Origin of the sequence: Bradyrhizobium sp. ISRA430, assembly GCF_029909975.1 — a bacterium.
In the GTDB taxonomy this organism is placed as follows: domain Bacteria; phylum Pseudomonadota; class Alphaproteobacteria; order Rhizobiales; family Xanthobacteraceae; genus Bradyrhizobium.
In genome coordinates this window covers 7794423-7817465 of sequence record NZ_CP094516.1, presented here as the reverse complement: position 1 = coordinate 7817465, position 23043 = coordinate 7794423, and the positions used below count along the sequence as shown (strand labels likewise).

The window sequence follows — 23043 nt, the reverse complement described above, 5'->3', positions numbered from 1 at the left end:
ACATTATTCCCGCGTTGCTATTTGGACTATTATTTTCAAACGGGGGAGTGCGTTATGGGTTTCATCAGATTTACCAAGGGCGCCTCGCTGAGCGACAAGGACCGCAAGTCGCTGCAAAGGCTGCTGACGGACGAGAAGAAGAAGCTTCAAGCCGCCCTGAAGGACGTCGACGCCAGCCTTACGATGCTGGGCGCCAAGAAGAAGAAGGCCAAGAGGAAGAGATAAGATTCGGTCGGCACGGACGCCGCACGGTTCTGCTGACTTCTCTCTTCGACAAGGGCGGCTCGCCTGTCGAGCTATGGGCTCGTGCAGGCTTGCGCCCGAAAAGCCGGCCGGCAAGATCGTCAAGAATATGCCTGGGTGAACCGCTAGAAGCGGCCCGCTCATTTGATTCTTGCGTCTTGGCTGGAGATTCGAGCCTCCGCCTGACGCCAAGGGCCCAATTGATTGATGGCAGACGACAGAATTGAACTGTATGTCGGACTGATCGACACCATCGATACGCCGGGAGCGGTGGATGTGTGCCGGCGATTTCTGTCGGTGAACGAACGCACGCGCGCCGATCGCTTCATGTTCGAGCGTCATCGCCGACAATACGTCTTCGCGCACGCGCTGCTGCGCCTGGCCTTGTCACACGCCGCGCCCAATGTCGCCCCCTCGGATTGGTGTTTCGGCACCGGCCGCTACGGGCGGCCCTTTGTCGCATCGCCCGCGACCGCGCTGCATGTCAGCCTGTCCCATGCCGACGGCTGCGTCGCCTGCGTGGTCTCGAGACACGAGGCCGTCGGCGTCGACGTCGAGACCGTGTCGCGGCGTGTCGCGCCGCTGTCCACGGCGCTGCGCTTCTTCGCACCGGAAGAGGTCGAGGCGCTGCGCGGATTGCCGGAGCCCGATGCCACCCAGCGCTTCTTCGACTATTGGACGCTGAAGGAAGCGTATCTGAAGGCCAGGGGTTTCGGGCTCGACCTGCCGCTCGACGGATTTGCGATGCGGGTGTCGCAAAAGACCATCGAGATCAGCTTCGCGCCCGACATCGCCGACGATCCCGATGGTTGGCGCTTCTCGCTCAGCTCGCCCTCGCCCTCGCACCGGCTGGCGATCGCCGACGGCTCCCGGGCGGCCGGCGGCCTTCCGATCAGCCGTCATGCCTGGCCGCTGCAGGGTGCGGCTGAATGATGCCTTCGAGACTTCGCATCTTTCCGGCGATCTCGCGCAATCGCGATCCGCAAAAATATGTCGACGAATTGATGCGTGTGGCGCAATTCGCCGAGCGCAACGGCCTCGCGGGCATTCTGCTGTTCGAAGGCAACGACGTGTTCGTCGAACCCTGGGCGATGGCCCAGCACATCATGGGACAGACGAGGCGAAGCTCACCGCTGATCGCCGTCAATCCGGTCTACATGCATCCGTTCACCGCGGCAAAATTTGTCTCGTCGTTCGCGCAGCTCTACGGCCGCAAGGTCTATCTCAACATGATTACGGGGACTGCAGTCAGCGACCTGCAGGGGCTCGGCGACGATCGGCCGCATGCGGACCGCTACGTCAGGCTCGGCGAATTCGTCGCCCTGATGCGTCAACTCCTGGAAAGCCCGCGCCCGGTCAATTTCAAAGGGCGGTTCTATCGCGCGAGCAATTTGCAGCTCCATCCGCGCCTAACGGCGGAGCTGATGCCGGAATTTTTGATCGCTGGCCAGTCGGAGGCTGCGCAGCGCGTGGCGAGAGAGACCGGCTGCATCAAGATGCAGATGCTGCCGCCCGATCTCGATCACCGCCTCGACGCGCCCGGGATGAATTTCGGCATCTTTGCGCGCGAGACCCGCGACGAGGCGCGGCAGGCGGCGAAGTCGCGTTTTCGCGACAATCCCGACGACCGCGAACTGCTCTCGCTGACCATGGAGAACACCGACTCCGCGTGGAAGCGGCACCTCTATGACGGCCAGAGCGGCGAGCTCCGGGAGAACGGCTATTGGCTGTTGCCGTTCCTGACCTTCCAGGCCGACTGCCCCTATCTCGTCGGCAGCTACGCCGAGATTGGAGCTCGGCTCAAAGATTTTGCGGCGAAGGGCCTAACCACGATCATGCTCGACATGGTCGCCGACGAGGCCGAGATGCAGCACGTCCGCAAGGCGCTTGCGGCCAGCGGGGTGTTTTAGAGTCCTCTCCCGCGGGAGAGGCGAAGAGCGGCCTCAGCGCGCTTCCTCAAAACCGGCCAGTACTGAGGTCAAATTGGCGCCGAGGATGTCGGAGAGATAGCCGCCCTCCTGCACGAACACGGTCGGCAGGCCCATCCGCGCGATCGCCTGGCCGATGCGGCGGAAGCCCGGCGTGGTGACGGCGAAACCGCGAAGCGGATCGTGCTCGGAGGCGTCCAGACCAAGGGCAATGACGAGGGCGCCCGGCGCGAAGGACTCGATCGCCTTCCGCGCCACATCCATCGCCTGAATGTAGCCGTCATCCCCGGTGCCGATGGCTAAGGGGATGTTGAGATTGGTGCCGAGGCCGGGACCTTCGCCACGCTCGTGGGCATAGCCCCACACGAAGGGATAGTAGGCGGTGGGGTCGGCGTGGATCGACACCGTATAGACATCAGGTCGCGCGTAGAAAATGCCTTGCGTGCCGTTGCCGTGGTGGACGTCGACATCGAGGATCACGACGCCCTCGTGCTTGAGCCGCAGATGCGCTGCCGCGATCGCGCTGTTGTTGAGGAAGCAGAAGCCGCCGGCCATGTCGCGATAGGCGTGATGCCCGGGCGGACGGCACAGCGCGTAGGTCGCGTCCTCGCCGTCCATCACCATCTGCGCCGCCGTGACGGCCACGTCCGTCGCCGCGCAGGCCGCAGCCCAGGTGCCGGGACCGATCGGCGCCGCCGTATCGGCGGTGTGCCAGCCGAGCTTGCCGACGATGTGGGTGGGATAGGTTGCCGCATGCCGGACCGGATGGATGTTGCCGATCATCTCCGGACCGGAATCGCCGAGCGCGGTCCAGGCGTCCCAGGCCTCGCTGAGGAACGACAGATATTCCGGGCTGTGAATGCGTGCGCGCGGCCCCTGCCCAAACTTGGTCGGCTCGACCAGTTGATGCTTGCCGTCTTTGAGCCCCTTGAGCAGACGGTCGGCGCGCTCGGGCTGTTCGGTGGTGCGCTTGACGACGCCGCGGACCAGGAAGAATTGCGGATCATGGCTGCGATGCAGCTCGGTATAAACGGCTTTCACTCAAACACTCCGTGGTCGCATGCGCTTTGACGTGCAGCAGATGTCTTGATCGCTGCCGCGACGAGATGCAAGCAAGAAGAATGCCGGCCGCGCAGCACCGCTCTGCGCCGGGAGCAGACCGCCTTTGAATCGTTTGAGCTCAGCAGCGTCCGTGCTGGAGGCAGTGCTCGCGGCCCTGCTGGTCGGTGCGGAAGGACTCGATGAAGCCGCCCTGGCGCTGTGTCACGAAGACGGTCTTGCCGTCGGCGCCGCCGAAGGCGAGATTGGTCGGCTCCTTGCCCTTGAGGAGTACCTCGCGCTCGACCGCGCCGTTGGGCTTCATCAGCGCGACCGTGCCCTTGAGAAGGCGTGCGATATAGAGGCGGCCGGTGACGTCGGTGCGCAGCCCGTCGATGGTGTCGGGCTGGAATGCTTTCACGAGCTTCGCATCGGTGAGCGTGTTGCCGCGAACGGTGTAGGACCAGACTTGGCCGCTGCTGGATTCGCCGACATAGAGTGTCTTGCCGTCGGGGCTGAGATCGATGCCGTTGGTGGTGCCCATTGAGCGTTGCGCCGCCATGACCTGCCCTTGCACCGAGCCATCCGCTGCCTTCGCGATGCGCCAGATGTGGCCTTCGCGGCCCTTCCAATTCGGATCGCTCGCATAAATGGTGCCGTCGCGCGCGATGGTGATGTCGTTGGGCTGGCTCATCTCGTCCGAGTGAAACCAGACGGCAGGCTCGATCCCGCCTTTCGCAATCGCGAAGATGTTGTGCTTCTTGTAATCGGCAATGAACATCGTTCCGCTGCGATCGAAGCGGATGGCGTTGCCGACGCTGCCCGCGGGAAGGGCGATGAATGGCTGCGAGGCCGCGCCGCCCGCGGGCAATTTCCCGATGGTGCCGGGCTTACCGAAATTGACCACGAAGAGATTGCCGTCGAGGTCGGCGGCGGGCCCCTCGATGCCGAACGTGTATTCGCCGGCGGGCGTCACCTGCGCGCTTTCGAACAGCTTCGTCTCGGCTTTGGCCGCCGATGCCGCAATGACGAGAAGGATGCTACTGCACAGGCACCAGAAATTCCTGCCGGATGTAATAGCCATCGTCGTCGGTGCACTCGCCGTCCAGATAAGGGTCGGCCGGCCGGAAGAAGCGGCTGAAGCCGGGTCTGTCTACAGCGTTCCTTTGTGTCACCACGACGACCTTGGCGGCCGGTATTTCGCCGCATTCCTTGTTCGCCTTGCCGAAAAACTTGCGCTGCGGCGGGCCGGGTTTGATGCGCATCCGTGTTCCCGGAACCATCTTTGCCACTAACGAATCCGCATAGTCGAGCAGGCGCCCATAGCCGGCGTCCGTCTTCGGCAACTTCTCGCCGCCCGGCGGCATCAGCTTCTCCGCACCCAGGCCGCGCAGCCGCGCGCGTAGCTTGCCGGAGTCGGGATCGCCCGGATAGATCCAACCATCCTGCGACAGCATGAAGCGCAACACGGTCGTGTCCTTGTCGACGTCGGATTGACCCGGCTTCAGACCGAAATCGGAGTGGCAACCCATGCAGTGCTTCTCGACCAGGCCCTTACGCAGTGTGGCGAGGCGAACGCGGTTCTGGGCGTCCTTGGCGACGAACGCCGTGAGCTGATCGATCTGCGCCGGGCTGCGCGTGTCGCAGGACAGCGGCTGCGGCGCATCGTTCGACGCGCGATCAATCCGGATCACGGTTTGGTTCTTGTCCTCGACCAGCCAAATCGCGCCGTCCTCGGCGACCGTCATCCCGACGGGCGCGCCTTGCGGCCGCGTGCCGTTGACCCGATGCCAGCCCGCGATCAGCTCCTCGAACGGCGCGGCGGCAACCTCGCCGCCGTCGGTCTGGAAGCTGCGCGTCGCCTCCGCCGCGCAACTGACATGGTAGCGCACCGGCGCCGGGCTCGGCTTCGGGAAGCCGTGATCGTCCACGTCGTAGATGAGAACGCGACTGCCGGTCGGGCGATAGCCGTGCAGGCCGACCAGGAGCTTGCCCTCCAGCTCCGGAAATTTCGCGCCGTGATAGTAAAGCATCGCCAGCGGCGCGCCGTGCGGCGGCATCAGCGAGAGCGGCGCCTTGTACAGCGCCTTGCCGGTGCAGAGCGATCTGTAAGGCCCGGACTGCAGCACGCTTTTGAATTCCGGGCTCGGCGTCGACAAGTCGTAGCAATAAGGCCAGCCATAGTGCCTGCCTTGCTCGATCGCGTTGATCTCCTCGTTCGGCTTGAAGACATCGGGCAGATCGCGGCCGTTCTCACCCTGCAGGAAGGCGTAGCCTGCGTCGGGAAAATTCGGGTGCAGCGCCAGCGCCATCGAGTTGCGCAAGCCCCGCGCATAGACCCGATGCGGCGGATCGGGATCATTCGGCTTCAACGCCGGGAAGACGCCGCCAGCAGGCGGCGTGAACAGCCAGATCGCGGCCATGGCCTCAGCGCCTTCGGCCGCTGCGCAGGGCTTTCTGATCGGTGCCGGCGTGATGCAGTCGTCGCTGTGCGAGCCGATATTGACGAACAGGCGTCCGTTACGGTCGAAGACGAATTGCTTGAGCGGATGCGCACTTTCGTCGAGCCCGGTGCCGTCAGGCAGCGTGATCCGACGACCCGGCAGGCGATGGATGATGGTCTCGACCGTGCTGCGCGGATCCTCTGCGAGCGGATCGAACCTGAAGATCGTCTCGGCGGTCGATGCATAGAGCTTCTTGTCCGGGCCGAGCACCAGCCCGAACGGATATTCGAGCTTCGTCAGAAGCTCCTTGAGTCGCTTGCCCTCGGAGGCATGCGGATCGAGCAGCAGCAACCGTCCATCGGTGTGGCCCCAACCGCCCATATCGGCGATCACGAACAGATCGCGGCCGGGCACCTGGATGATCGAGCGTGGAAACTTCAGGCGGTCGTCTTCGCTGGCGACGAGGCCGGCACAGAACCCCGCCTTCATGTCGAGCTGGATCCGGGGAAAGGCGAGATCGCCGCTGCCGCAGGTCTCCGCGCCGATCGCGTAGCCGCTTCTCCTGACCGGCTCCGACCAGGCCACCGAGGCAAAGCCAAGCAGGACGGCAGCGAAGACAGCCGTAATCGATCGCCGGCTTCGACGTTGGCACTGCAATGTCAAGTGGTTCACGCTCCCTCCCCCGACTTTCGTCGAATCGAGCGTTCCACGCCGGCCGCGCGCCGTCCAGTCGATCCATCACCCCCCTGTGATCAAACCCACCGAGGCCGAGGTAGCGACCAATATCCGTAGATTCCCTTACCGGGCTTAGCCCGAATGTCTTTCGGTAGTTGCGGATGGTATCGATTTGCCGTCCAAATCGCTTTCTACAGGAGGCGTATATGGTTCAGGTGTATTTCCACTGCTCCAATACTGACGGCACGCTGATCGACCGCAACGGCACCGCCGTTGCCAACCTGACCGAGGCGCGCGACCGTGCCGCGCAGATCATGCGCTCGATGATCCTCACCCCCGGCGCCGAAGACTGGCGCGACTGGGTGATCCATATCAGCGACGACGACGGCGAGGAGATTTTCGATCTTCCCTTCACGTCGATGCTCGGCAAGCCGCATTGAGGTGATGCCATGCTGTACGCTTCATTGAGCCTGCTCTGCCAGCCCCTGAACTTCGTTGCCACCAAGTGGCAGAGACTGGTGCGGATTGCAGCCAACTCCTACCGGCCCGAGCTTCACTACATGCGCGGCCCCGGACCGAAATGGCACGCTAAGCATCAGGCCCGCCGTCACGACGGCTTGCTCTGAGAACTGCTGCTTCGCTCCTTTTCGTTTAGCCAATCTCGCAACTTGTCATGCCCGGGCTTGTCCCGGGCATTCACGTCTTAGCCTCTACGTCAGAAGAACGTGGATGGCCGGGACCCGGCTCCGCCGAAAGGCTTCGCCGGGCTGTTCGGTACTCGGCCGGCGAAGCTTTAGCGAAGACGGCGAGCCCGGCCATGGCGGCGCAGAGCGAAAGATCCCAACCGCGCCATCCCGCGCGTGTTTCACACCAGCCATGTCGCTCCTCCCGATGGATGTTCTCGTTCCCGGCAATGTGCCATTGTCGTTCCGCTTCGCCAATTGCGGAGCTGAGACGTCAATGCAACGAAGCCGACAAACGAAGCCAAGCAAACAAAGCCAAGACGACATCATGCCTCACCAGTTCAGCCTCGCCCAGGACATCCGCAAACCTGCCCGCCGCGCCAAGGGCGGCATCGTTGCCGCGCAGTCGCGCCGCGCAGCCGAGGTCGGCGCGCAGGTGCTGGCGGCGGGTGGCGACTGCGTCGACGCGATCGTCGCGACCACCTTCGCGCTGAACGTGCTGGAACCCTGGATGAGCGGCATGGGCGGCGGCGGCGCGATGGTGCTCTTCCGCGCCAAGGACAATCGCTACGAGGTGATCGACTACGGCATGCGGTCGCCGCAGAGCCTGCGCCTCGCCGACTATCCGCTCACCGGACAGGGCGCGGCCTCCGACCTCTTCCCCTGGCCGCGGGTGAAGGACGACCGCAATCTTCACGGTCCCGGCTCGATCGCGGTGCCCGGGGTCGTCGCCGGAATGGAGGAGGCGCATCGCCGCTACGCCAAACTGCCGTGGAAGGATCTGCTTGCGCCGGCAACGAAGCTCGCCGGCGAAGGGCTCTTGGTCGACTGGTGGACGACGCTGATGATCGCGAGCACCGCCGTCGATCTACGGCGCTATCCCGCAAGCGCCGAAGCTTTCCTAAAGGACGGCCTGCCGCCGAACGCGCCCTGGGGCATCAAGGCCGAGACGCGGCTGCCGCAGGACAAGTTGAAGGCAACGTTGTCGCACCTCGCCGAGGCCGGCGCCCGCGACTTCTACCAGGGCGATCTCGCCAGGAGCATTGCGTCCGATATCAAGACCGATGGCGGCTCGCTTTCGGTGGAGGACCTCGCTGCGTTCCGTGCGCATTTGCGCGAGCCGCTGGCAATCCCCTATCGCGGCGGCAAGGTCTATGCGACGCCGGAGCTGACGGCCGGGCCGACGATGGCGCATGCGCTGCGCTTGTTGCAGCAGAATCTGCAGCCGGGCGCAACGCCGGATGCGGCCGCCTACAGCCAATATGCGTTCGCTCTGCAATCGGCTTATCGCGAACGGCTCGACGACATGGGCGATGCCGACGGCAAGCGCTCGCTCGGCGCGGAATATCTGGCGCCGTCCTGCACGACGCACTTTTCGGTGGTCGACCGCCACGGCAACATGGCCGCGGTGACCCAGACGCTGCTCTCCACCTTTGGCTCGAAATATGTGACGCCGCACACCGGCATCACCATGAACAACGGCATCATGTGGTTCGACCCGACGCCGGGGACGACCAATTCGCTCGCCCCCGGCAAGCGCTGCCTCACCAACTACACGCCCGTCATCGCCGAGACTGGGGACGGCAAGCGCCTTGCAGTCGGCGCCTCCGGCGGCCGGCGTATTTCGCCGGCTGTGATGCAGCTTCTCTCGTTCATCATGGATTTCGGGATGGACCTCGATGCCGCGATCCATCAGCCGCGCATCGACGCCAGCGAAGGCGCGGTCGTGATCGGCGACGCGCGCCTGCCGGCGGACGCACGCAAAGTCCTGGCCGCCCGCTTCGACTATGAGGAGACTCAGGTGCAGGCCCTGCCGATGAAGTTCGCCTGCCCGAGCGTGGTGATGCGCGAGGATGACATCAACTCCGGCGCGGTCGAGATCTTCCAGCCCTGGGCTGATGCGGTGGCGGAAGGCTGATCGTCACGACTCCTCCATATTTGCACGCGACACCGCGATCGATGTCCTTTCATCGAACGGACAGATGCGTGCCTAACAGGAGAGAATTAGGATGAAGAAGCTTGCGCTCGCCGCAACATTGATCATCGCGGCCGGCTTCGCGATGCCCGGCGCGGCATTCGCCAGGGGCGGCCATGGTCATGGTTATGGCCATGGTTATGGTCACGGCTATCACGGCGGATACCATTCACATCGCCATGCCGTGCCACCCGGCTGGTATCATGGGCGCAAGGTTGGTTGGCGCGGCCACGGCTGCCCGCCCGGACTATGGAAACAGGGCCGCTGCTGACGCCACCATCTCCAATTCATGCGAGGCGCCGCCCGTGACCGGGCGGCGCCTTCTCAAATTCCGAGCCGGTCTCGCACGCGGCCCGTGATCACCGCGCTGGTGACGGCCACCGGCCAGAGCGCATGCATCGGGATCGGCGTGATGCCTGTGACGGGCATGTCGATCTCGGTCTTGGCGCCGCCGATCAGGCGGCGCGCGAGCTGCGCGCCCATCGCGGTCGAGAGTGCGACGCCGCGGCCGTTGCAACCGAGCGAGATCAGGACGTTGTCCGCCGGCTCATGCACGTGCGGATAATGATCCCTGGTGATGGCGAGCCGGCTGTTCCAGCCGTGAGTCCAGGAAACGCCCTTGAGCTGCGGCCACAGCCGCTCGGCGTAACGGATGAGATAGGCGACGTCTAAGGGCGAACTGATCCAGCGCATCGGTCCGCGGCCGCCCATCAGCAGGCGATTGCGCTGGTCGATGCGGTAGTAGACCGTGATGTGGCCGCTCTCGTAAAGGACGGGCCGCGTTGGCATGATCGAGCGGGCGACCTCGTCCGAGAGCGGCGCGGTGGCAGCGATCGAGGAGAACACCGGCACGATGGTGCGGCGGAGCGCGGGCCAGAGATCGTCGGTAAAACCGTTGGTCGCGAGCAGTACCTTGTCGGCGCGCACGACGGCGCGCGGAGTCTCGATCCGCCATCGGCTGCCTTCGCGGCGCAGCGACAGCGCCGGCGTTTCGCCATGGACCTTCGCGCCTGCGGACATCGCCGCGCGCGCGAGCCCGCGGGCGTAGCTCAAGGGATGCAGATCGCCGCCGCGGGCATCGAGCATGGCGCCGATGTAGCGGTCCGTGCCGGTCATCTCGCGCAACTGGTCGCGATTCAAGAACGACACCGGCATGCCGCGGCGAATGCACTGCTGCGCGGTCGTCTCGATCGCGGCGGCGCTCGCCTCGTTGTAGGCCGCGCGCAGCGTGCCGTTTTGCCGTGCTTCACAGGGGATCTGGTAGCGGCGAATCAGGTCATGCGTGAAGTTGGTCGTGCCGTATGAGAACTCGATCATGCGGCGGCCGAGGTCGGGGCCGAAATCGACCTCGATCTGATCGGGATCGTGCTTCAAGCCCGGATTGGTCTGGCCGCCATTGTTTCCGGAAGCGCCCCAGCCAGGCTCCTGCGCCTCCAGCACCAGCGCCTCGACGCCCTGCTCTGCCAGATGCAGCGCGGTGGAGAGGCCGGTGAAGCCGCCCCCGACGATGGCGACCGAGACCCTCTTGTCGGTGTCGAGCGGCGGCGTCGCAGCCGGCGCCACGGCCGTGTCGGCATAGAGTGAGGGCGGCAATGGCAGGCGGGCAGCAACGTTCATGGCGAAGACCGATCAGAGCGGGTGCAGCACGCGCCGCAAAAAATCCTGCGTACGCGGATGCTGGGGTTGATTGAGCAGCGCCCTGGCCGACCCCTGCTCGACGATGATGCCACCATCGATGAACAGCACGCGATCGGCGACGTCGCGGGCAAAGCCCATCTCGTGGGTGACGACGACCATGGTCATGCCGTCGTCGGCGAGCTTGCGCATCACGCCGAGAACATCGCCGACGAGCTCGGGGTCGAGCGCCGACGTCGGCTCGTCGAACAGGATCGCCTTGGGCTGCATCGCAAGCGCGCGTGCGATCGCGACGCGCTGCTGCTGGCCGCCAGAGAGCTGCGGCGGATGAGCGTCCGCCTTTTCGACAAGTCCGACCTGCGCAAGCAGCGCGCGGCCGCGTTCGAGCGCTGCGGCGCGCGGCTCTTTCTTCACGTAAAGCGGCCCCTCGACGACGTTCTCGAGCGCGGTGCGATGCGGAAACAGGTTGAACCGCTGGAACACCATCGAGACTTGGGTCCGGATCGCCACGATCGACGGTGCATCGCGGTCGACCTTCAGGCCCTCGACGCTGATCTCGCCGCGGTCGTAGCTTTCGAGTCCGTTGATACAGCGCAGGATGGTGGACTTGCCGGAGCCGGAAGGGCCGATGATGCAGACCACCTCGCCCCTTTGCACAGACGCCGTGATGCCCTTGAGCACCTCGACCTTGCCGAAGCTCTTGTGGACGTTGCTGAGCTCGATCATCGCTTGCCGGCCCGCTTCTCGAAGTGACGGACGAGCAGGATCAGCGGAATGCTCATGGTGAGATACATCAGCGCCACGAGCGTGAACACGCTGGTGTTCTTGAAGGTCGACGACGCGATCAGCTTACCCTGGAGCGCAAGCTCGGCGACCGTGATGGTCGAGGCCTGCGAGGAGTCCTTCAGCATCATGATCATGACGTTGCCGTAGGGCGGCAGCACGATGCGCACCGCCTGCGGCAGTACGACGCGGCGCATGGCGAGCCACCAGCCCATGCCGATCGACTGCGCCGCCTCGATCTGCCCCTTGTCGATCGCTTCGATGCCGGCACGGAAGTTTTCGGCCTGGTAGGCCGAGTACGCAATCCCGAGCCCGAGGATCGCCGCCTGCAACGCGGTCAGCGAGACGCCGAGATCCGGCATCACGAAGTAGAGGTAGAACAGAAGCACGATGATCGGGATGCCACGGATCACGTTGATCAGGCTGGCGCTGAGCCCCGACAGGAGTCCGATGCCGGACACCCGCATCATCGCCCAGACCAGGCCAAGCACCGTTGAGAGCAAGAGCGAGCCGATGGTGACGACGATCGTGAGCGCGACGCCGTTCAAGAGGATCGGGAAGAACTCGACGGAGTCGTGCCAGAAGCCTTTCATCGGGCGGCCTTCTCAGCCTCTGTTCTTCAGCCTTGCGCCTTCAGGCCCCATTTATCGAGGATCTTGTCGATCGTGCCGGCGGCCTTCAGCTTCGCAAGCGAGGCGTTGATCTTGCCGAGCAGCGCGGTCTCGCCCTTGCGCACGCCGATGCCGACCGAGCCGACGGTGACGGGCTTGTAGCCATCGACGAGGCGCACCTCGGGAAAACCGCCCTGCTTCAGATTGTAGGCGAGGATCGGATAGTCGGCGTAGCCGGCCTTGAGGCGGCCGGTGTTCACATCGCGCAGGATGTCGGGAATGGTGTCGTAGGCCTTGACCTCGGCAAACAGGCCGGACTTCCTCAGCGCGTCGACGAAGGCGGTGCCGACCTGGGCGCCGACCGTCGCGCCCTTCAGATCCTCCTGCGAGGCATAGGCTTTGGCGTCGCCCTTCGGCACGACGAGGCCTTCACCATAGGTGTAGATCGGGTCGGAGAAGTCGACGACTTCCTTCCGCGGCGGCGTGATGAACATGGCAGCCGCAATGACGTCGATCTTGCTCGAGGTGAGCGACGGGATCAGCGCCGAGAATTGCATCGGCTCGATCTGCACGTTGAAGCCGGCATCCTTGCCGATCTCGGTGATGAGATCGACCATGATCCCCTGGATGGTGTTGGTCTTGGTGTCGAGGAAGGTGAAGGGGATGCCTGTCGGCGTCGAGCCGACCTTCAGCACCTGCTGCGCGGAGACCGGCATCGCGGCTGCAATCGCGAGCGCCGCGACGGCGGCCTGAACAATACGCTTCAACGACATCGCATCCCCCTGGGTTCGGGCCGATGGCGGCGCTCGCGCGTGTCGTGATCGCAGACGTTGCCGGAGAGGCCGTTTCGGCTTATTTTCACCAATATGAAAATTTGGTCACACTTTCGCAGCCTTGGCAAGCGGTTTTCACGCACATGAAGAAAGCGGCCTGACGTGAGCGGTGGCAAAAGAATGCGCAAACCAGCCTCGCCAAGGCCGGTGAAGAAGGCGAAGGCGCGGCCCGCCGAGCCCGCGATGGATGTCGCGGTCGGCCGCCGCATCCGCGATCTCCGGCGGGTCAGGCAATTCTCGCTCGAAACGGTGGCCGAGCGCGCCTCACTTTCGATTGGCTTCCTCAGCCAGATCGAGCGCGGTCTATCGTCACCCTCGCTGCGCGTGCTGGCGACGCTCGCCGACGTGCTCGGCGTCGGCATCGCCGCACTGTTCGGCGCGAGCCCGAGCAGCGACGGCGCATCCGATCAGGTGGTGACGCGCGAACTTCAGCGCCCCGAGCTGAAGCTGTGGCGCACCGGCGTTTCAAAACAGTTGCTGAGCCCGGCGAGCGCCGAGAACCGGCTCAACCTGTTCCTGGTGCATCTGGAGCCCGGCGGCTCCACCGGCGATGAGCTCTACACTCATGACGGCGAGGAAGCCGGTCTCGTGCTCGAAGGCGAGATGATGCTGACGGTAGATACAGAGACGTGGTCGCTGAAAACCGGCGACAGTTTTCGTTTTGCGAGCCGGCGGCCGCACCGGTTTTCCAACCCGGCGCAGGATGCGAAAGCGGTGGTGCTGTGGGTGAACTCGGTGACGGGGGCGGGGTAGCTCGCTCTACTCCCTCTCCTCGTTCTTACGGGGGCGCGACGAGCTTCGCTCGCGCCGAGAGAGTTGGGGTGAGCGGCTCTCTCCGCCCGCGGGGAGAGGCAAAAAGGCCTCGATGCTCCCACATCGTCATTGCGAGCGAAGCGAAGCAATCCAGAGTCCTGCCGCGGAGAAAGCCTGGATTGCTTCGCTGTGCTCGCAATGACGAGCGGATGGATTCTCACCCAAACCGGTGAGCGTAACGATCCACCGTGAGCTCGCTCACATCGATCTCCGGTTTCTTCCCCGACAGCATGTCCGCCAACACGCGGCCGGAGCCGCAGGACATGGTCCAGCCCAGCGTGCCGTGGCCGGTGTTGAGATGGAGATTGGCATAGCGCGTCGGGCCGATCACGGGCGGGCCGTCCGGCGTCATCGGGCGCAGGCCGCTCCAGAACGTCGCCTTCGACAGATCGCCGCCGCGCGGGAAGAGATCGGTCAAGGAATGATCGAGCGTGGCGCGGCGTGCGGGATAGAGCTTGCTCGAATAGCCGGAGATTTCCGCGGTGCCGCCGACGCGGATGCGGTCCCCCAAGCGCGTGATCGCGACCTTGTAGCTCTCGTCCATCACGGTCGATTCCGGCGCGCCGCTGGCGTCCTTGATCGGCACCGTGATCGAATAGCCCTTCACCGGATACACCGGCAGCGAGATGCCGAGCGGCGCGACCAGCCGCGACGACCAGCTTCCGAGCGCAAGCACATAGGCATCAGCCTGCAGCAGGCCGGCACTAGTTGCCACACCGGTGACGCGCGTGGCATCGGTCACAATGCCGTCGATGCCGGTATTGAACATGAAGCGCACGCCGAGCGCTTCGGCGTGCTTGGCCAGCGCCTGCGTGAACATGTGGCAGTCGCCGGTCTCGTCCTGCGGCAGCCGCAGTCCGCCGGCGAATTTCTCCTTCACGCCGGCAAGCGCGGGCTCGACGGCGATGCAGCCCTCGCGGCTCAGCACCTCGTAGGGCACGCCATATTGCTTCAGCACGGCGATGTCCTCAGCCGTCCCGTCGAGTTGCGCCTGATAGCGGAAGAGCTGGAGCGTGCCCTGCGAGCGCTCGTCATAACGAATGCCGATGTCGCGGCGGAGGTCGCGCAGGCAATCGCGGCTATACTCTGCGATCGGGATCATCCGGCTCTTGTTGACCGCGTAGCGCTCGGACGTGCAGTTGCGCAGCATCTTGAGCAGCCAGATCCACATCACGGGATCGAGCTTCGGCCGCACCACCAGCGGACCGTGCTTCATCAACAGCCATTTGATCGCCTTCACTGGCACGCCGGGGCCGGCCCAGGGCGAGGAGTAGCCGGGCGAGACCTCGCCGGCATTGGCAAACGAGGTTTCCAGCGCCGGCTGCGGCTGACGGTCGACAACCGTCACTTCATGGCCGGCGCGCGCAAGGTAGTAGGCAGAGGTGACGCCGATGACACCGCTGCCGAGGATCAGGACTTTCACGCTTCGTCAAACTCCCGCGGCGTCACGCGCCGCTACCAAAACAGAAAACACCGTGAACCGCGGGAGCAATTATCAGGCCACCCGCTTGATGGCGTCGCCAAGGATGGAGACCATCTGGTCGATGTGGCTCTTCTCGACGATGAGCGGCGGCGACATCGCGAAGGAATCGCCGCTCGTGCGCAAGTAAAGACCGCTGTTGAAGCAATCGACCATCACCTCATAGCCGCGCGCGCCGATCGCGCCCTCGCGCGGCGAGAGCTCGACCGCACCCATTAGGCCGCAATTGCGGATGTCGATGACGTTCGGCAGGCCCTTCAGCGAATGCAGCGCATCGCGCCAGTATTCGGCGAGCGACGCACCGCGCGTGAGCAGGCCTTCATCCTTGTAGATGTCGAGCGTTGCAAGCCCGGCAGCGCAAGCGACGGGATGCGCCGAATAGGTGTAGCCGTGGAACAGCTCGATCTGGTTCTCCGGGCCGGTCATCAGACCGTCATGCACCTTGCGGCTCGCGAACACGGCGCCGCAGGGCACGGTGCCGTTGGTGATGCCCTTGGCCGTCGTCATCAGATCCGGCGTGACGCCGAAGAAGTTGGCGGCGAACGGCGTGCCCAGACGGCCGAAGCCGGTGATGACCTCGTCGAAGATCAGGAGAATGCCGTGCTTGTCGCAGATCTCGCGCAGACGCTTCAGATAGCCCTGCGGCGGCGGCAGCACCGCAGTCGAGCCCGGCACCGGCTCGACGATGACGGCTGCGATGGTCTCGGCGCCGTGCAAGGCCACCAGACGCTCGAGGTCATCGGCGAGCTCGGCGCCATGGGCCGGCTGATCCTTGGCAAAGGCGTTGCGAGCGAGATCGTGGGTGTGGCGGATGTGATCGACGCCGGGAAGGTGGGTCGCGAACGCGCGGCGGTTCGCCACCATGCCGCCGACCGACATGCCGCCGAAGCCGACGCCGTGATAGCCGCGCTCGCGGCCGATCAGGCGGGTGCGCGTCGGCTGGCCGGTGGCGCGGTGATAGGCGAGCGCGATCTTGAGCGCGGTGTCGACCGATTCAGAGCCCGAGTTGGTGAAGAAGACGCGATCGAGCCCCTTCGGCGCGATCTCGGCGAGCCGCTCGGCGAAGTCGAAGGCCAGCGGATGCCCCATCTGGAACGACGGCGCGAAGTCCAGCGTCATGAGTTGCTTCTCGACCGCGGCAGCGATCTGCTTACGGCCGTGGCCGGCATTGACGCACCACAGACCGGCGGAGCCGTCGATCACCTTGCAGCCGTCGACGCTGGTGTAGTGCATGCCCTCGGCCGAGGAGAACAGGCGCGGCGTCTTCTTGAACTGCCGGTTGGCCGTGAACGGCATCCAGTACGAATCGGTCTTGATGGTGTTCGGAATCTGATGAAGGGTCACGGCCGCGCTCCTTTGCTGACCCGTTAGCAGAGCCACGGGGCCTTAAACGCAACAAGTCCTTTTCTGGTTGCCGACAACCCATTGATTTGATTGGGTGCGTCGGTCCATATTTGCGCGATCCGCAACACCTGCAACAGGGATTTGGGCATGAGCGTCGACATCGGTGGACGGCTGCGATTCATCCGGGCGCGCCACAAGCTGTCGCAGCGGGAACTGGCAAAACGCTCCGGCGTCACCAATTCGACGATCTCGCTGATCGAGTCCAACCAGATGAATCCGTCCGTCGGCGCGCTGAAGCGCATCCTCGACGGGATTCCGATGGGCCTCGCCGAGTTCTTCGCGCTGGAGCCGGAGACGCGGCGCAAGATCTTCTACCGCGCAGAGGAGCTCACCGAGGTCGGCAAGAAGCCGATCTCCTACCGCCAGGTCGGCGACAATCTGTTCGGCCGGAGCTTGCAGATCCTGAAGGAGCGCTATGAGCCCGGCAGCGACACCGGACGGGTGCCCCTGGTCCATGACGGCGAGGAAGGCGGCGTGGTGATCTCCGGCAAGCTCGAGGTCACCGTCGAGGACGAGCGCCGCATCCTCAACCCCGGCGACGCCTATTACTTCGAGAGCCGCCGCCCGCACCGCTTCCGCTGCGTCGGCGGCAAGCCGTGCGAGGTGATCTCAGCCTGCACGCCGCCGACGTTTTGATCCGTAATCTCAGCAGACCGAAACGCGATGATAGACGCGCTCCCCCGGAATGCCTAAGGTCGTGCTGAACTGATGGAGCAGGCTCCAAGCATCATGGCGAAGGTCGCAGAGCACTTTATCGCGCACGATCGCATGACGGAGCCGGGTGCGCTTGGAAGCCTCTACGAGCACCTGCCTCGCGATATCTCTTCGCTGCGCGACATCGTATCAGGCCTCATTGTGCACGTGTCGTGTGCAGACATGTACGGCATTCCGGCCGGCATGCCGCGCCCCCGCGAGACACAGCCAGTTTCCGCCCGCTTGCAACTCATCCAGGAATCGTTCGCTGGACCGTTGGAGGTGCCTCGCCCTCCGCATCAACGGACGTTCGGCACATGCCGTGACTACTCGCTACTACTCTGCAGCATTCTGAGACATCGCGCGGTTCCTGCACGCATCCGGTGCGGATTCGCAACCTATTTCGATGCCGCGCCCTACCAGGATCACTGGATTTGCGAATATTGGGCAGCAGCAGAGCAGCGCTGGCGTCGTATCGACGCACAAATCGATGAGATGCAGCAAAGCGACCTTGGCATCGCATTCGATCTGACCGACCTGCCGAATGAGGCCTATCTGACGGCGGCTCAAGCATGGAGGCTGGTGAGGAGCGGCAGCGCCGATCCGGATAAGTTCGGACACGGCGATGCACGCGGCCTTTGGTTCATGAATGTCAGTCTGCATCGCGATTTGCTGGCCGTCGCAAACCGGCAAATGTCGGTTTGGGATACTTGGCGCAGTGCGACAGCGCAGGATAGATGCCTGGACGACACAGACATGGCCTTTGGCGATCGGATAGCCGTGTTGATCGAGATGATTGAACGATCTGAAGACGGCTTGGATGAGCCGACAGCGCTTATCAGAAGCCCGCCATGGATTGATAGCCCTAGCCTTTAGCTACTTCTCTGCAGCAACCGTAGTGCGACCGCATATACGAATGCGGGGCGTCATGCCCGGGGCTTGTCCCGGGCATCCACGTTCTTTGTACTGCGGGGCGAGACGTGGATGGCCGGGACAAGCCCGGCCATGACGATGCGGAAGCTTCAGCACCCTAAGCGCTAGCGTTATTTACGATACCTCCGCAAGCGGGAGAGATAGATCGAGCGCGCGGCCACGTCGGTCCGATACATCTCGTCACAGCCCCGTCAACAGCTCCTCGATCTTGATCGGGAAGCGGCGCACCCGCACGCCGGTCGCGTGCCAGACAGCGTTGGCGACCGCGCCGGCACTGCCGGTGATGCCGATCTCGCCGACGCCCTTGATGCCGAGCGCGTTGACGTGCGGATCGTGCTCCTCGACCGTGATCACGTCGAGCGGCGGCACGTCGGCATTCACGGGGATATGGTACTCGCCGAGATTGGCGTTCATGATCCGGCCTGTGCGGCGGTCGGTGATCGCCTCCTCGTGCAGCGCGAACGACATGCCCCAGATCATGCCGCCGAAGAGCTGGCTCTTCACCAGATGCGGATTGACGATGCGGCCCGCAGCGAAGGCGCCGACCATGCGCGTGACGCGGATCTGCCCGAGCTCGGGATCGACCTTCACTTCCGCGAACACTGCGCCATGCGCATGCATCGCGTATTCTTCCATTGCCGCAGGGTTCGGCGCGCCGGTGCCGCGCGCCTCGACCTCGGCGACGCCCGCGCGCGCCAGAATCTCCGCGTAGCTCTCGCCGCGGCTCTCATCGTCGCGGCGGAACAGCGTGCCGTCGCGCGCGATCACGCCGGCATTGCCGGCGCCGAACAGCGGCGAGCGCTCGTCATTGGTCGCGAGATCGGCGAGCTTGGCGATGACGGCCGCGCCGGCATTGTGGATCGCTGCGCCCGCGGTTGCCGTATGCGCCGAACCGCCGGCGATGCCGGCATCGGGCAGATCGGACGTGCCGGCCTTGAACGCGACGCGGTCGACATCGAGGCCGAGGCCATCGGCCGCGATTTGGGCCAGCGCCGTCCAGGCGCCCTGCCCCATGTCATGCGCGCCGATCTCCATGGCGCCGGTGCCGTCACGGCGGATCGTCGCGCGCGCCTCGGCCTGGAACATCAGCGCCGGGAAGGTCGCGGTGCCCATGCCCCAGCCGACCAGCAGACCGGCATCGTCGCGCATCTGCCGCGGCTGGATCGTACGCTTCGCCCAGCCGAAGCGCGCCGCACCCCGCTCGTAGCAAGCGCGCAGCGCCTTCGAGGAAAACGGCTTGCCGGTGATCGGTTCGACCTCGGCGTAGTTCTTCAGGCGGAAGTCGAGCGGATCGATGCCGCAGGCCCAGGCCATCTCGTCGATCGCGCTCTCCAACGCGATCGAGCCGGTCGCTTCCCCAGGCGCTCGCATGAACAGCGGCGTGCCGGTGTCGACGCGCACGGCATCGTGCGAGGTGCGAATCGCCGGGCTTGCATAGAGTGTGTGCGAGGCATCGGCCGCGGGCTCATAGAAGTCGTCGAACGTGCTCGACACAGTCCGCGCATGATGATCGATCGCGGTCAGGCGCCCCTCGTCGTCGGTCCCCATGCGCAACCGTTGCCGCGTCGGTGCGCGATGCCCGACCGGGCCGTACATCTGCTCACGCCGCAGCACGAGCTTGACCGGCTTGCCAACGAGCTTCGCGGCCATGATACCGAGGACCTGGGGACCAGCCATCAGCCCCTTGGAGCCGAAGCCGCCGCCGAGGAACGGACTGCGGATGTGGATCTTCTCAGGCGCCATGCCGAACAACTCGGCGACGCGAGCGCGCGACAGGAACAGGCCCTGGGTCGGCATGTCGATCGACAGATTGTCACCGTCCCACGCGACTACGATCGCATGCGGCTCCATGGCGTTGTGATATTGCGGCGGCGTTTCGTAAGTTACCTCGATCCGCTTCTCGGCCGAGGCAAGGCCCGCCTCGACATCGCCGCGCTGATTTTCCGTGGGGTTACCGACGCCGACGACGGGCGGCATAAAGCTTTCGCCGGCGTCGAGGCCGACGCGCGCGGGCAGCGTCTCGTAACGCGGCGCCAGCAGCGCCGCGCCTTCGGTCGCCGCCTCAAGCGTTTGCGCGATCACGACCGCGATGGGCTGGTTGGCGTAGCGGACCTCATCGCTCTGCAGCACTTCCATCCGGAACACGAACGGATTGGTCTTGATCTCGGGATCGATCGCGAGTGGCGGCTTGTGGCTCGAGGTCATGACATCGACGACGCCGGGATGGCGCCTGGCGGCGGCGACATCGAGCGAGATCACACGGCCGCGCGCGATGCTGGAGACCGCCATCACGGCAAACAGCATGCCGGGCGGATGATTGTCGGCGGCGTAGGTCGCCTGCCCCTTGACCTTGAGGATGCCGTCGCGGCGGGTCAGCGGCTGGCCGATGTTCGAGCCGTGCCGCAAGTGCGCGGGAGCGGAAGTGAGACTGAGCTCAGGCATGGAGGACTCCGGAAGTCGAGGCAAAGGGAGAGGCCGGCAACGCGGGCATGCGCGCTGGTGTTCCGACCGCGGCAAGTGTCAGCGCGCGCACGACGATGCGGCGCGCGAGCTCGATCTTGAAGGCGTTGTCCCCGGACGGTTTTGCGTCGGTCAGCGCGCGCCGCGCGGCTTCCTGGAAGGCTGCCGCATCAGGCGCGGCGCCCTTGAGCACGTCCTCCGCGACGCGGGCGCGCCAGGGCTTTGCGGCCACACCTCCGAGCGCGAGCCGCGCTTCCGTGATTTTTCCGTTCTCGATCTGCAAGGCTGCGACAGCAGAGACCACGGCGAATGCGTATGACGTGCGCTCACGAACCTTGAGGTAGCGCGCATGCGCGGCAAAGCCGCGCGCCGCTGGCGGCAGACGCACCGCGACGATCAGATCGCCGGGTTCGAGCGCGGAGTCACGCTGCGGCGTATCGCCGGGCAGGCGATGCAGGTCGTCGAGCGCGATCTCGCGCCGGCCGTTTCTGCCTTCGATCTCCACGACGGCATCGAGCGCAAGCAGCGGCACGCAGAAATCGGACGGATGCGTGGCGATGCAGCTCTCGCTCCAGCCGAGCACGGCGTGAGTCCGGTTCTCGCCGTCGCGCGCGTCGCAACCGCTGCCGGGCTCGCGCTTGTTGCAGCGGCTGGCGGTGTCGTAGAAATAGGCGCAACGCGTCCGTTGCAGGAGATTGCCGGCCACGGTCGCCGCATTGCGCAATTGCGCGGACGCGCCGGAGAGCAGCGCTTCGGCCACGGCCGGATAGGACTTTGCGAAGTCCGCATCATGCGCGAGATCGGCATTGCGCACGAGCGCGCCGATGCGCAAGGCGCCATCAGGAAGAGGCTCGATGCGATCGAGGCCCTTGAGATGCATGACATCGACGAGACGATCCGGTCGGCTGACGCCGCCTTTCATCAGGTCGAGCAGGTTGGTACCGGCGGCGAGATAGGCCGCGCCCGGCTGGGCGGCGGCGGCAACGGCCTCCGCGACCGTGGCGGGCCTGATGTAATCGAACGGTTTCATGCGGAGCGCCTCTGGTTGGCTTCGTTCGCGCCTCCTTGCGCCTCGAGCACGGCATCGACGATGCCGGCATAGGCGCCGCAGCGGCAAAGATTTCCGCTCATACATTCGCGGATGCGCTCGGGATCGTCACCGGCCTGGCCTTCGCGCATCATCCCGATCGCGCTCATGATCTGGCCGGGCGTGCAGAAGCCGCACTGAAAGCCGTCATGGGCGATGAAGGCAGCCTGCACCGGATGAAGCTGATCGCCGCGCGCGATGCCTTCGATCGTGAGGATGTCGGCACCGTCATGGCTGATGGCGAGCGCGAGGCAGGAGTTGATGCGCTTGCCGTCGACGAGAATGGTGCAGGCGCCGCACTGGCCGCGGTCGCATCCCTTCTTGGTTCCGGTCAGATGGAGGCGCTCACGCAGGAGATCGAGCAGCGTGACGCGCGGATCGTCGAGGAAGAAATCGCGCCGCGCACCGTTCACGGTGAGGCTGATGGAGTGGTTCATACAAGGCTCCGATCAGATATGGACATGAGTAGTCGCGCGGCGCGCCACCGCCGTGGGCGCCGTCGATTCCGCGCAGCTCGCACATGATCCGAGCCGACGTGTCAGCGAAGATACGGAGGCACCCTCCGCTTAACAAGGGCTGTCGAAAAATATTGGAATCCGTCAAAAGCCCGTGCGCAAACAACGCGATGCGGCGCGCAAAGGGTTCAATCTAACCAGATCGTGATCTAGATTGAGCGGATGGACGACCACGCCGACCAGATCCGAAAGCCGCGCGCCGATGCGGTACGCAATCGCGAGCGCGTGCTCGAAGCGGCCAAGGCCGTATTCAGCGCCGGCGGGCCGGAGGCGAGCCTCGAGGCCGTTGCCAAACGCGCCGGCGTCGGCATCGGCACGCTCTATCGGCATTTCCCGACCCGCGAGGACCTGTTCGAGGCGGTGTACCGGCGCGAGGTCGAGCAACTCAGCGAGCTCGCCGAGCAATTGCGCGGCGCAAAGGATCCGGTCGACGCGCTGCGGCGCTGGCTGCGCTCCAACGTCGAATTCGTTGCCACGAAAAAGGGCATGTCGGCCGCGCTGGCGCTGACATTCCAGAGTTCGTCGGAGCTCGCCGCGTTCTCGATGGAGCGGCTGACCAAGGCGATCGGCTCGCTGCTCGACCGAGCGGTCGCGGCCGGCAAGATGCGCGCCGACGTCAGTGCGCAGGACCTGCTCCGCGCCCTGATCGGCATGTGCTACATGCACGACCAGCCCGGCTGGCAATCGTCGGTGCTGCGCATGCTGGACGTGTTCGTCGACGGGCTACGCGTGCAGCATGCCGCCAAGAAGACGCGCGCCATCAGGCCCACGAGGGCCGTGGCGAAGCGGAAGCGATAGCGCGGCGCCGCC

At 65.0% G+C, this 23043-nt stretch carries 23 protein-coding genes; 11 read left to right on the top strand and 12 right to left on the bottom strand.

Translation table 11 applies throughout. From position 1 onward, the window contains the following. The first annotated feature begins 54 nt into the window (after window positions 1-54). From MTX21_RS36675 to MTX21_RS36665, 3 genes are all read left to right on the top strand, one after another. Window positions 55-225, top strand: coding sequence for a hypothetical protein (locus MTX21_RS36675; protein WP_280969306.1), 171 nt, complete (start codon window positions 55-57; stop codon window positions 223-225). A gap of 225 nt (window positions 226-450) precedes the next feature. Then, on the top strand, window positions 451-1176 hold the full coding sequence (locus MTX21_RS36670; RefSeq protein ID WP_280969305.1) for a 4'-phosphopantetheinyl transferase superfamily protein: 726 nt from the start codon (window positions 451-453) through the stop codon (window positions 1174-1176). Continuing rightward, on the top strand, window positions 1173-2153 hold the full coding sequence (locus tag MTX21_RS36665) for an LLM class flavin-dependent oxidoreductase (protein ID WP_280969304.1): 981 nt from the start codon (window positions 1173-1175) through the stop codon (window positions 2151-2153). The genes MTX21_RS36670 and MTX21_RS36665 overlap by 4 nt, the downstream gene beginning before the upstream one ends. 33 nt (window positions 2154-2186) lie before the next feature. Here MTX21_RS36665 and MTX21_RS36660 read toward each other — a convergent pair whose 3' ends face one another. The 3 genes from MTX21_RS36660 to MTX21_RS36650 all read right to left on the bottom strand — a co-directional run bounded on the left by MTX21_RS36660 (window position 2187) and on the right by MTX21_RS36650 (window position 6325). Next, complete coding sequence (locus MTX21_RS36660) at window positions 2187-3212, bottom strand: histone deacetylase family protein (protein WP_280969303.1); 1026 nt, start codon at window positions 3210-3212, stop codon at window positions 2187-2189. A 139-nt stretch (window positions 3213-3351) separates the two neighbouring features. Beyond that, window positions 3352-4293 carry an SMP-30/gluconolactonase/LRE family protein gene (locus MTX21_RS36655; protein WP_280969302.1) on the bottom strand — a complete coding sequence of 314 codons (942 nt, stop codon included), beginning with the start codon at window positions 4291-4293 and terminating at the stop codon, window positions 3352-3354. Beyond that, window positions 4250-6325, bottom strand: a complete 2076-nt coding sequence (locus MTX21_RS36650; RefSeq protein ID WP_280969301.1) for a PQQ-dependent sugar dehydrogenase — start codon at window positions 6323-6325, stop codon at window positions 4250-4252. Before MTX21_RS36650 ends, MTX21_RS36655 begins: the two co-directional genes overlap by 44 nt. Window positions 6326-6534: 209 nt before the next feature. Between MTX21_RS36650 and MTX21_RS36645 the strand changes: the two genes are divergently transcribed. The 4 genes from MTX21_RS36645 (at window position 6535) to MTX21_RS36630 (ending at window position 9257) form a co-directional block, all read left to right on the top strand. Further along, window positions 6535-6768 (top strand): hypothetical protein, encoded by a 234-nt coding sequence (locus MTX21_RS36645; protein ID WP_280969300.1) that lies wholly within the window; start codon window positions 6535-6537, stop codon window positions 6766-6768. Window positions 6769-6777: 9 nt separating this feature from the next. Continuing rightward, entirely contained in the window at window positions 6778-6954 is a 177-nt protein-coding gene (locus tag MTX21_RS36640) for a hypothetical protein (protein ID WP_280969298.1), read from the top strand. A gap of 385 nt (window positions 6955-7339) precedes the next feature. Next, window positions 7340-8929: a gamma-glutamyltransferase gene (locus tag MTX21_RS36635; protein ID WP_280969297.1), complete on the top strand. Its 1590-nt coding sequence runs from the start codon at window positions 7340-7342 to the stop codon at window positions 8927-8929. 91 nt (window positions 8930-9020) lie between these two features. Next, window positions 9021-9257, top strand: a complete 237-nt coding sequence (locus MTX21_RS36630) for a hypothetical protein (RefSeq protein WP_280969296.1) — start codon at window positions 9021-9023, stop codon at window positions 9255-9257. Between the two features lie 53 nt (window positions 9258-9310). Here the strand turns inward: MTX21_RS36630 and MTX21_RS36625 are convergent, their stop codons facing one another. Genes MTX21_RS36625 through MTX21_RS36610 form a run of 4 tightly spaced genes read right to left on the bottom strand, consistent with a single transcriptional unit; the run spans window position 9311 to window position 12788 of the window. Further along, entirely contained in the window at window positions 9311-10603 is a 1293-nt protein-coding gene (locus MTX21_RS36625; RefSeq protein ID WP_280969295.1) for an FAD-binding oxidoreductase, read from the bottom strand. A gap of 12 nt (window positions 10604-10615) precedes the next feature. After that, window positions 10616-11347, bottom strand: a complete 732-nt coding sequence (locus MTX21_RS36620) for an amino acid ABC transporter ATP-binding protein (RefSeq protein ID WP_280969294.1) — start codon at window positions 11345-11347, stop codon at window positions 10616-10618. Further along, entirely contained in the window at window positions 11344-11997 is a 654-nt protein-coding gene (locus MTX21_RS36615) for an amino acid ABC transporter permease (RefSeq protein ID WP_280969293.1), read from the bottom strand. Before MTX21_RS36615 ends, MTX21_RS36620 begins: the two co-directional genes overlap by 4 nt. Window positions 11998-12023: 26 nt before the next feature. After that, a complete protein-coding gene (locus tag MTX21_RS36610; RefSeq protein WP_280969292.1) occupies window positions 12024-12788 on the bottom strand; it encodes an ABC transporter substrate-binding protein in 765 nt (254 codons plus the stop codon). A gap of 180 nt (window positions 12789-12968) precedes the next feature. Between MTX21_RS36610 and MTX21_RS36605 the strand changes: the two genes are divergently transcribed. Then, window positions 12969-13601: an XRE family transcriptional regulator gene (locus MTX21_RS36605; RefSeq protein ID WP_280969291.1), complete on the top strand. Its 633-nt coding sequence runs from the start codon at window positions 12969-12971 to the stop codon at window positions 13599-13601. A 217-nt stretch (window positions 13602-13818) separates the two neighbouring features. On the opposite strand, the gene MTX21_RS36600 is transcribed toward MTX21_RS36605, so the two are convergent. Together MTX21_RS36600 and MTX21_RS36595 are read right to left on the bottom strand one after the other, a co-directional pair. Further along, window positions 13819-15084, bottom strand: coding sequence for a D-amino acid dehydrogenase (locus MTX21_RS36600; RefSeq protein WP_280969290.1), 1266 nt, complete (start codon window positions 15082-15084; stop codon window positions 13819-13821). Between the two features lie 72 nt (window positions 15085-15156). Continuing rightward, window positions 15157-16485 carry an aspartate aminotransferase family protein gene (locus tag MTX21_RS36595; protein WP_280969289.1) on the bottom strand — a complete coding sequence of 443 codons (1329 nt, stop codon included), beginning with the start codon at window positions 16483-16485 and terminating at the stop codon, window positions 15157-15159. Window positions 16486-16632: 147 nt separating this feature from the next. Between MTX21_RS36595 and MTX21_RS36590 the strand changes: the two genes are divergently transcribed. Together MTX21_RS36590 and MTX21_RS36585 are read left to right on the top strand one after the other, a co-directional pair. After that, the gene (locus tag MTX21_RS36590) at window positions 16633-17181 is read left to right on the top strand and encodes a cupin domain-containing protein (protein WP_027552747.1); all 549 of its coding nucleotides are present in this window, start codon (window positions 16633-16635) and stop codon (window positions 17179-17181) included. 93 nt (window positions 17182-17274) lie between these two features. Next, window positions 17275-18114 carry a transglutaminase domain-containing protein gene (locus MTX21_RS36585; protein ID WP_280969288.1) on the top strand — a complete coding sequence of 280 codons (840 nt, stop codon included), beginning with the start codon at window positions 17275-17277 and terminating at the stop codon, window positions 18112-18114. A 237-nt stretch (window positions 18115-18351) separates the two neighbouring features. Here MTX21_RS36585 and MTX21_RS36580 read toward each other — a convergent pair whose 3' ends face one another. The 3 genes from MTX21_RS36580 to MTX21_RS36570 are packed head-to-tail and all read right to left on the bottom strand — an operon-like array spanning window position 18352 to window position 22155. Further along, the gene (locus MTX21_RS36580) at window positions 18352-20613 is read right to left on the bottom strand and encodes a xanthine dehydrogenase family protein molybdopterin-binding subunit (RefSeq protein WP_280969287.1); all 2262 of its coding nucleotides are present in this window, start codon (window positions 20611-20613) and stop codon (window positions 18352-18354) included. Continuing rightward, window positions 20606-21661, bottom strand: coding sequence for a xanthine dehydrogenase family protein subunit M (locus MTX21_RS36575; RefSeq protein ID WP_280969286.1), 1056 nt, complete (start codon window positions 21659-21661; stop codon window positions 20606-20608). The genes MTX21_RS36580 and MTX21_RS36575 overlap by 8 nt, the downstream gene beginning before the upstream one ends. Further along, the gene (locus MTX21_RS36570; protein WP_280969285.1) at window positions 21658-22155 is read right to left on the bottom strand and encodes a 2Fe-2S iron-sulfur cluster-binding protein; all 498 of its coding nucleotides are present in this window, start codon (window positions 22153-22155) and stop codon (window positions 21658-21660) included. The genes MTX21_RS36575 and MTX21_RS36570 overlap by 4 nt, the downstream gene beginning before the upstream one ends. A 240-nt stretch (window positions 22156-22395) precedes the next feature. Between MTX21_RS36570 and MTX21_RS36565 the strand changes: the two genes are divergently transcribed. After that, window positions 22396-23031, top strand: coding sequence for a TetR/AcrR family transcriptional regulator (locus MTX21_RS36565; RefSeq protein WP_280969284.1), 636 nt, complete (start codon window positions 22396-22398; stop codon window positions 23029-23031). Window positions 23032-23043: the final 12 nt, after the last annotated feature.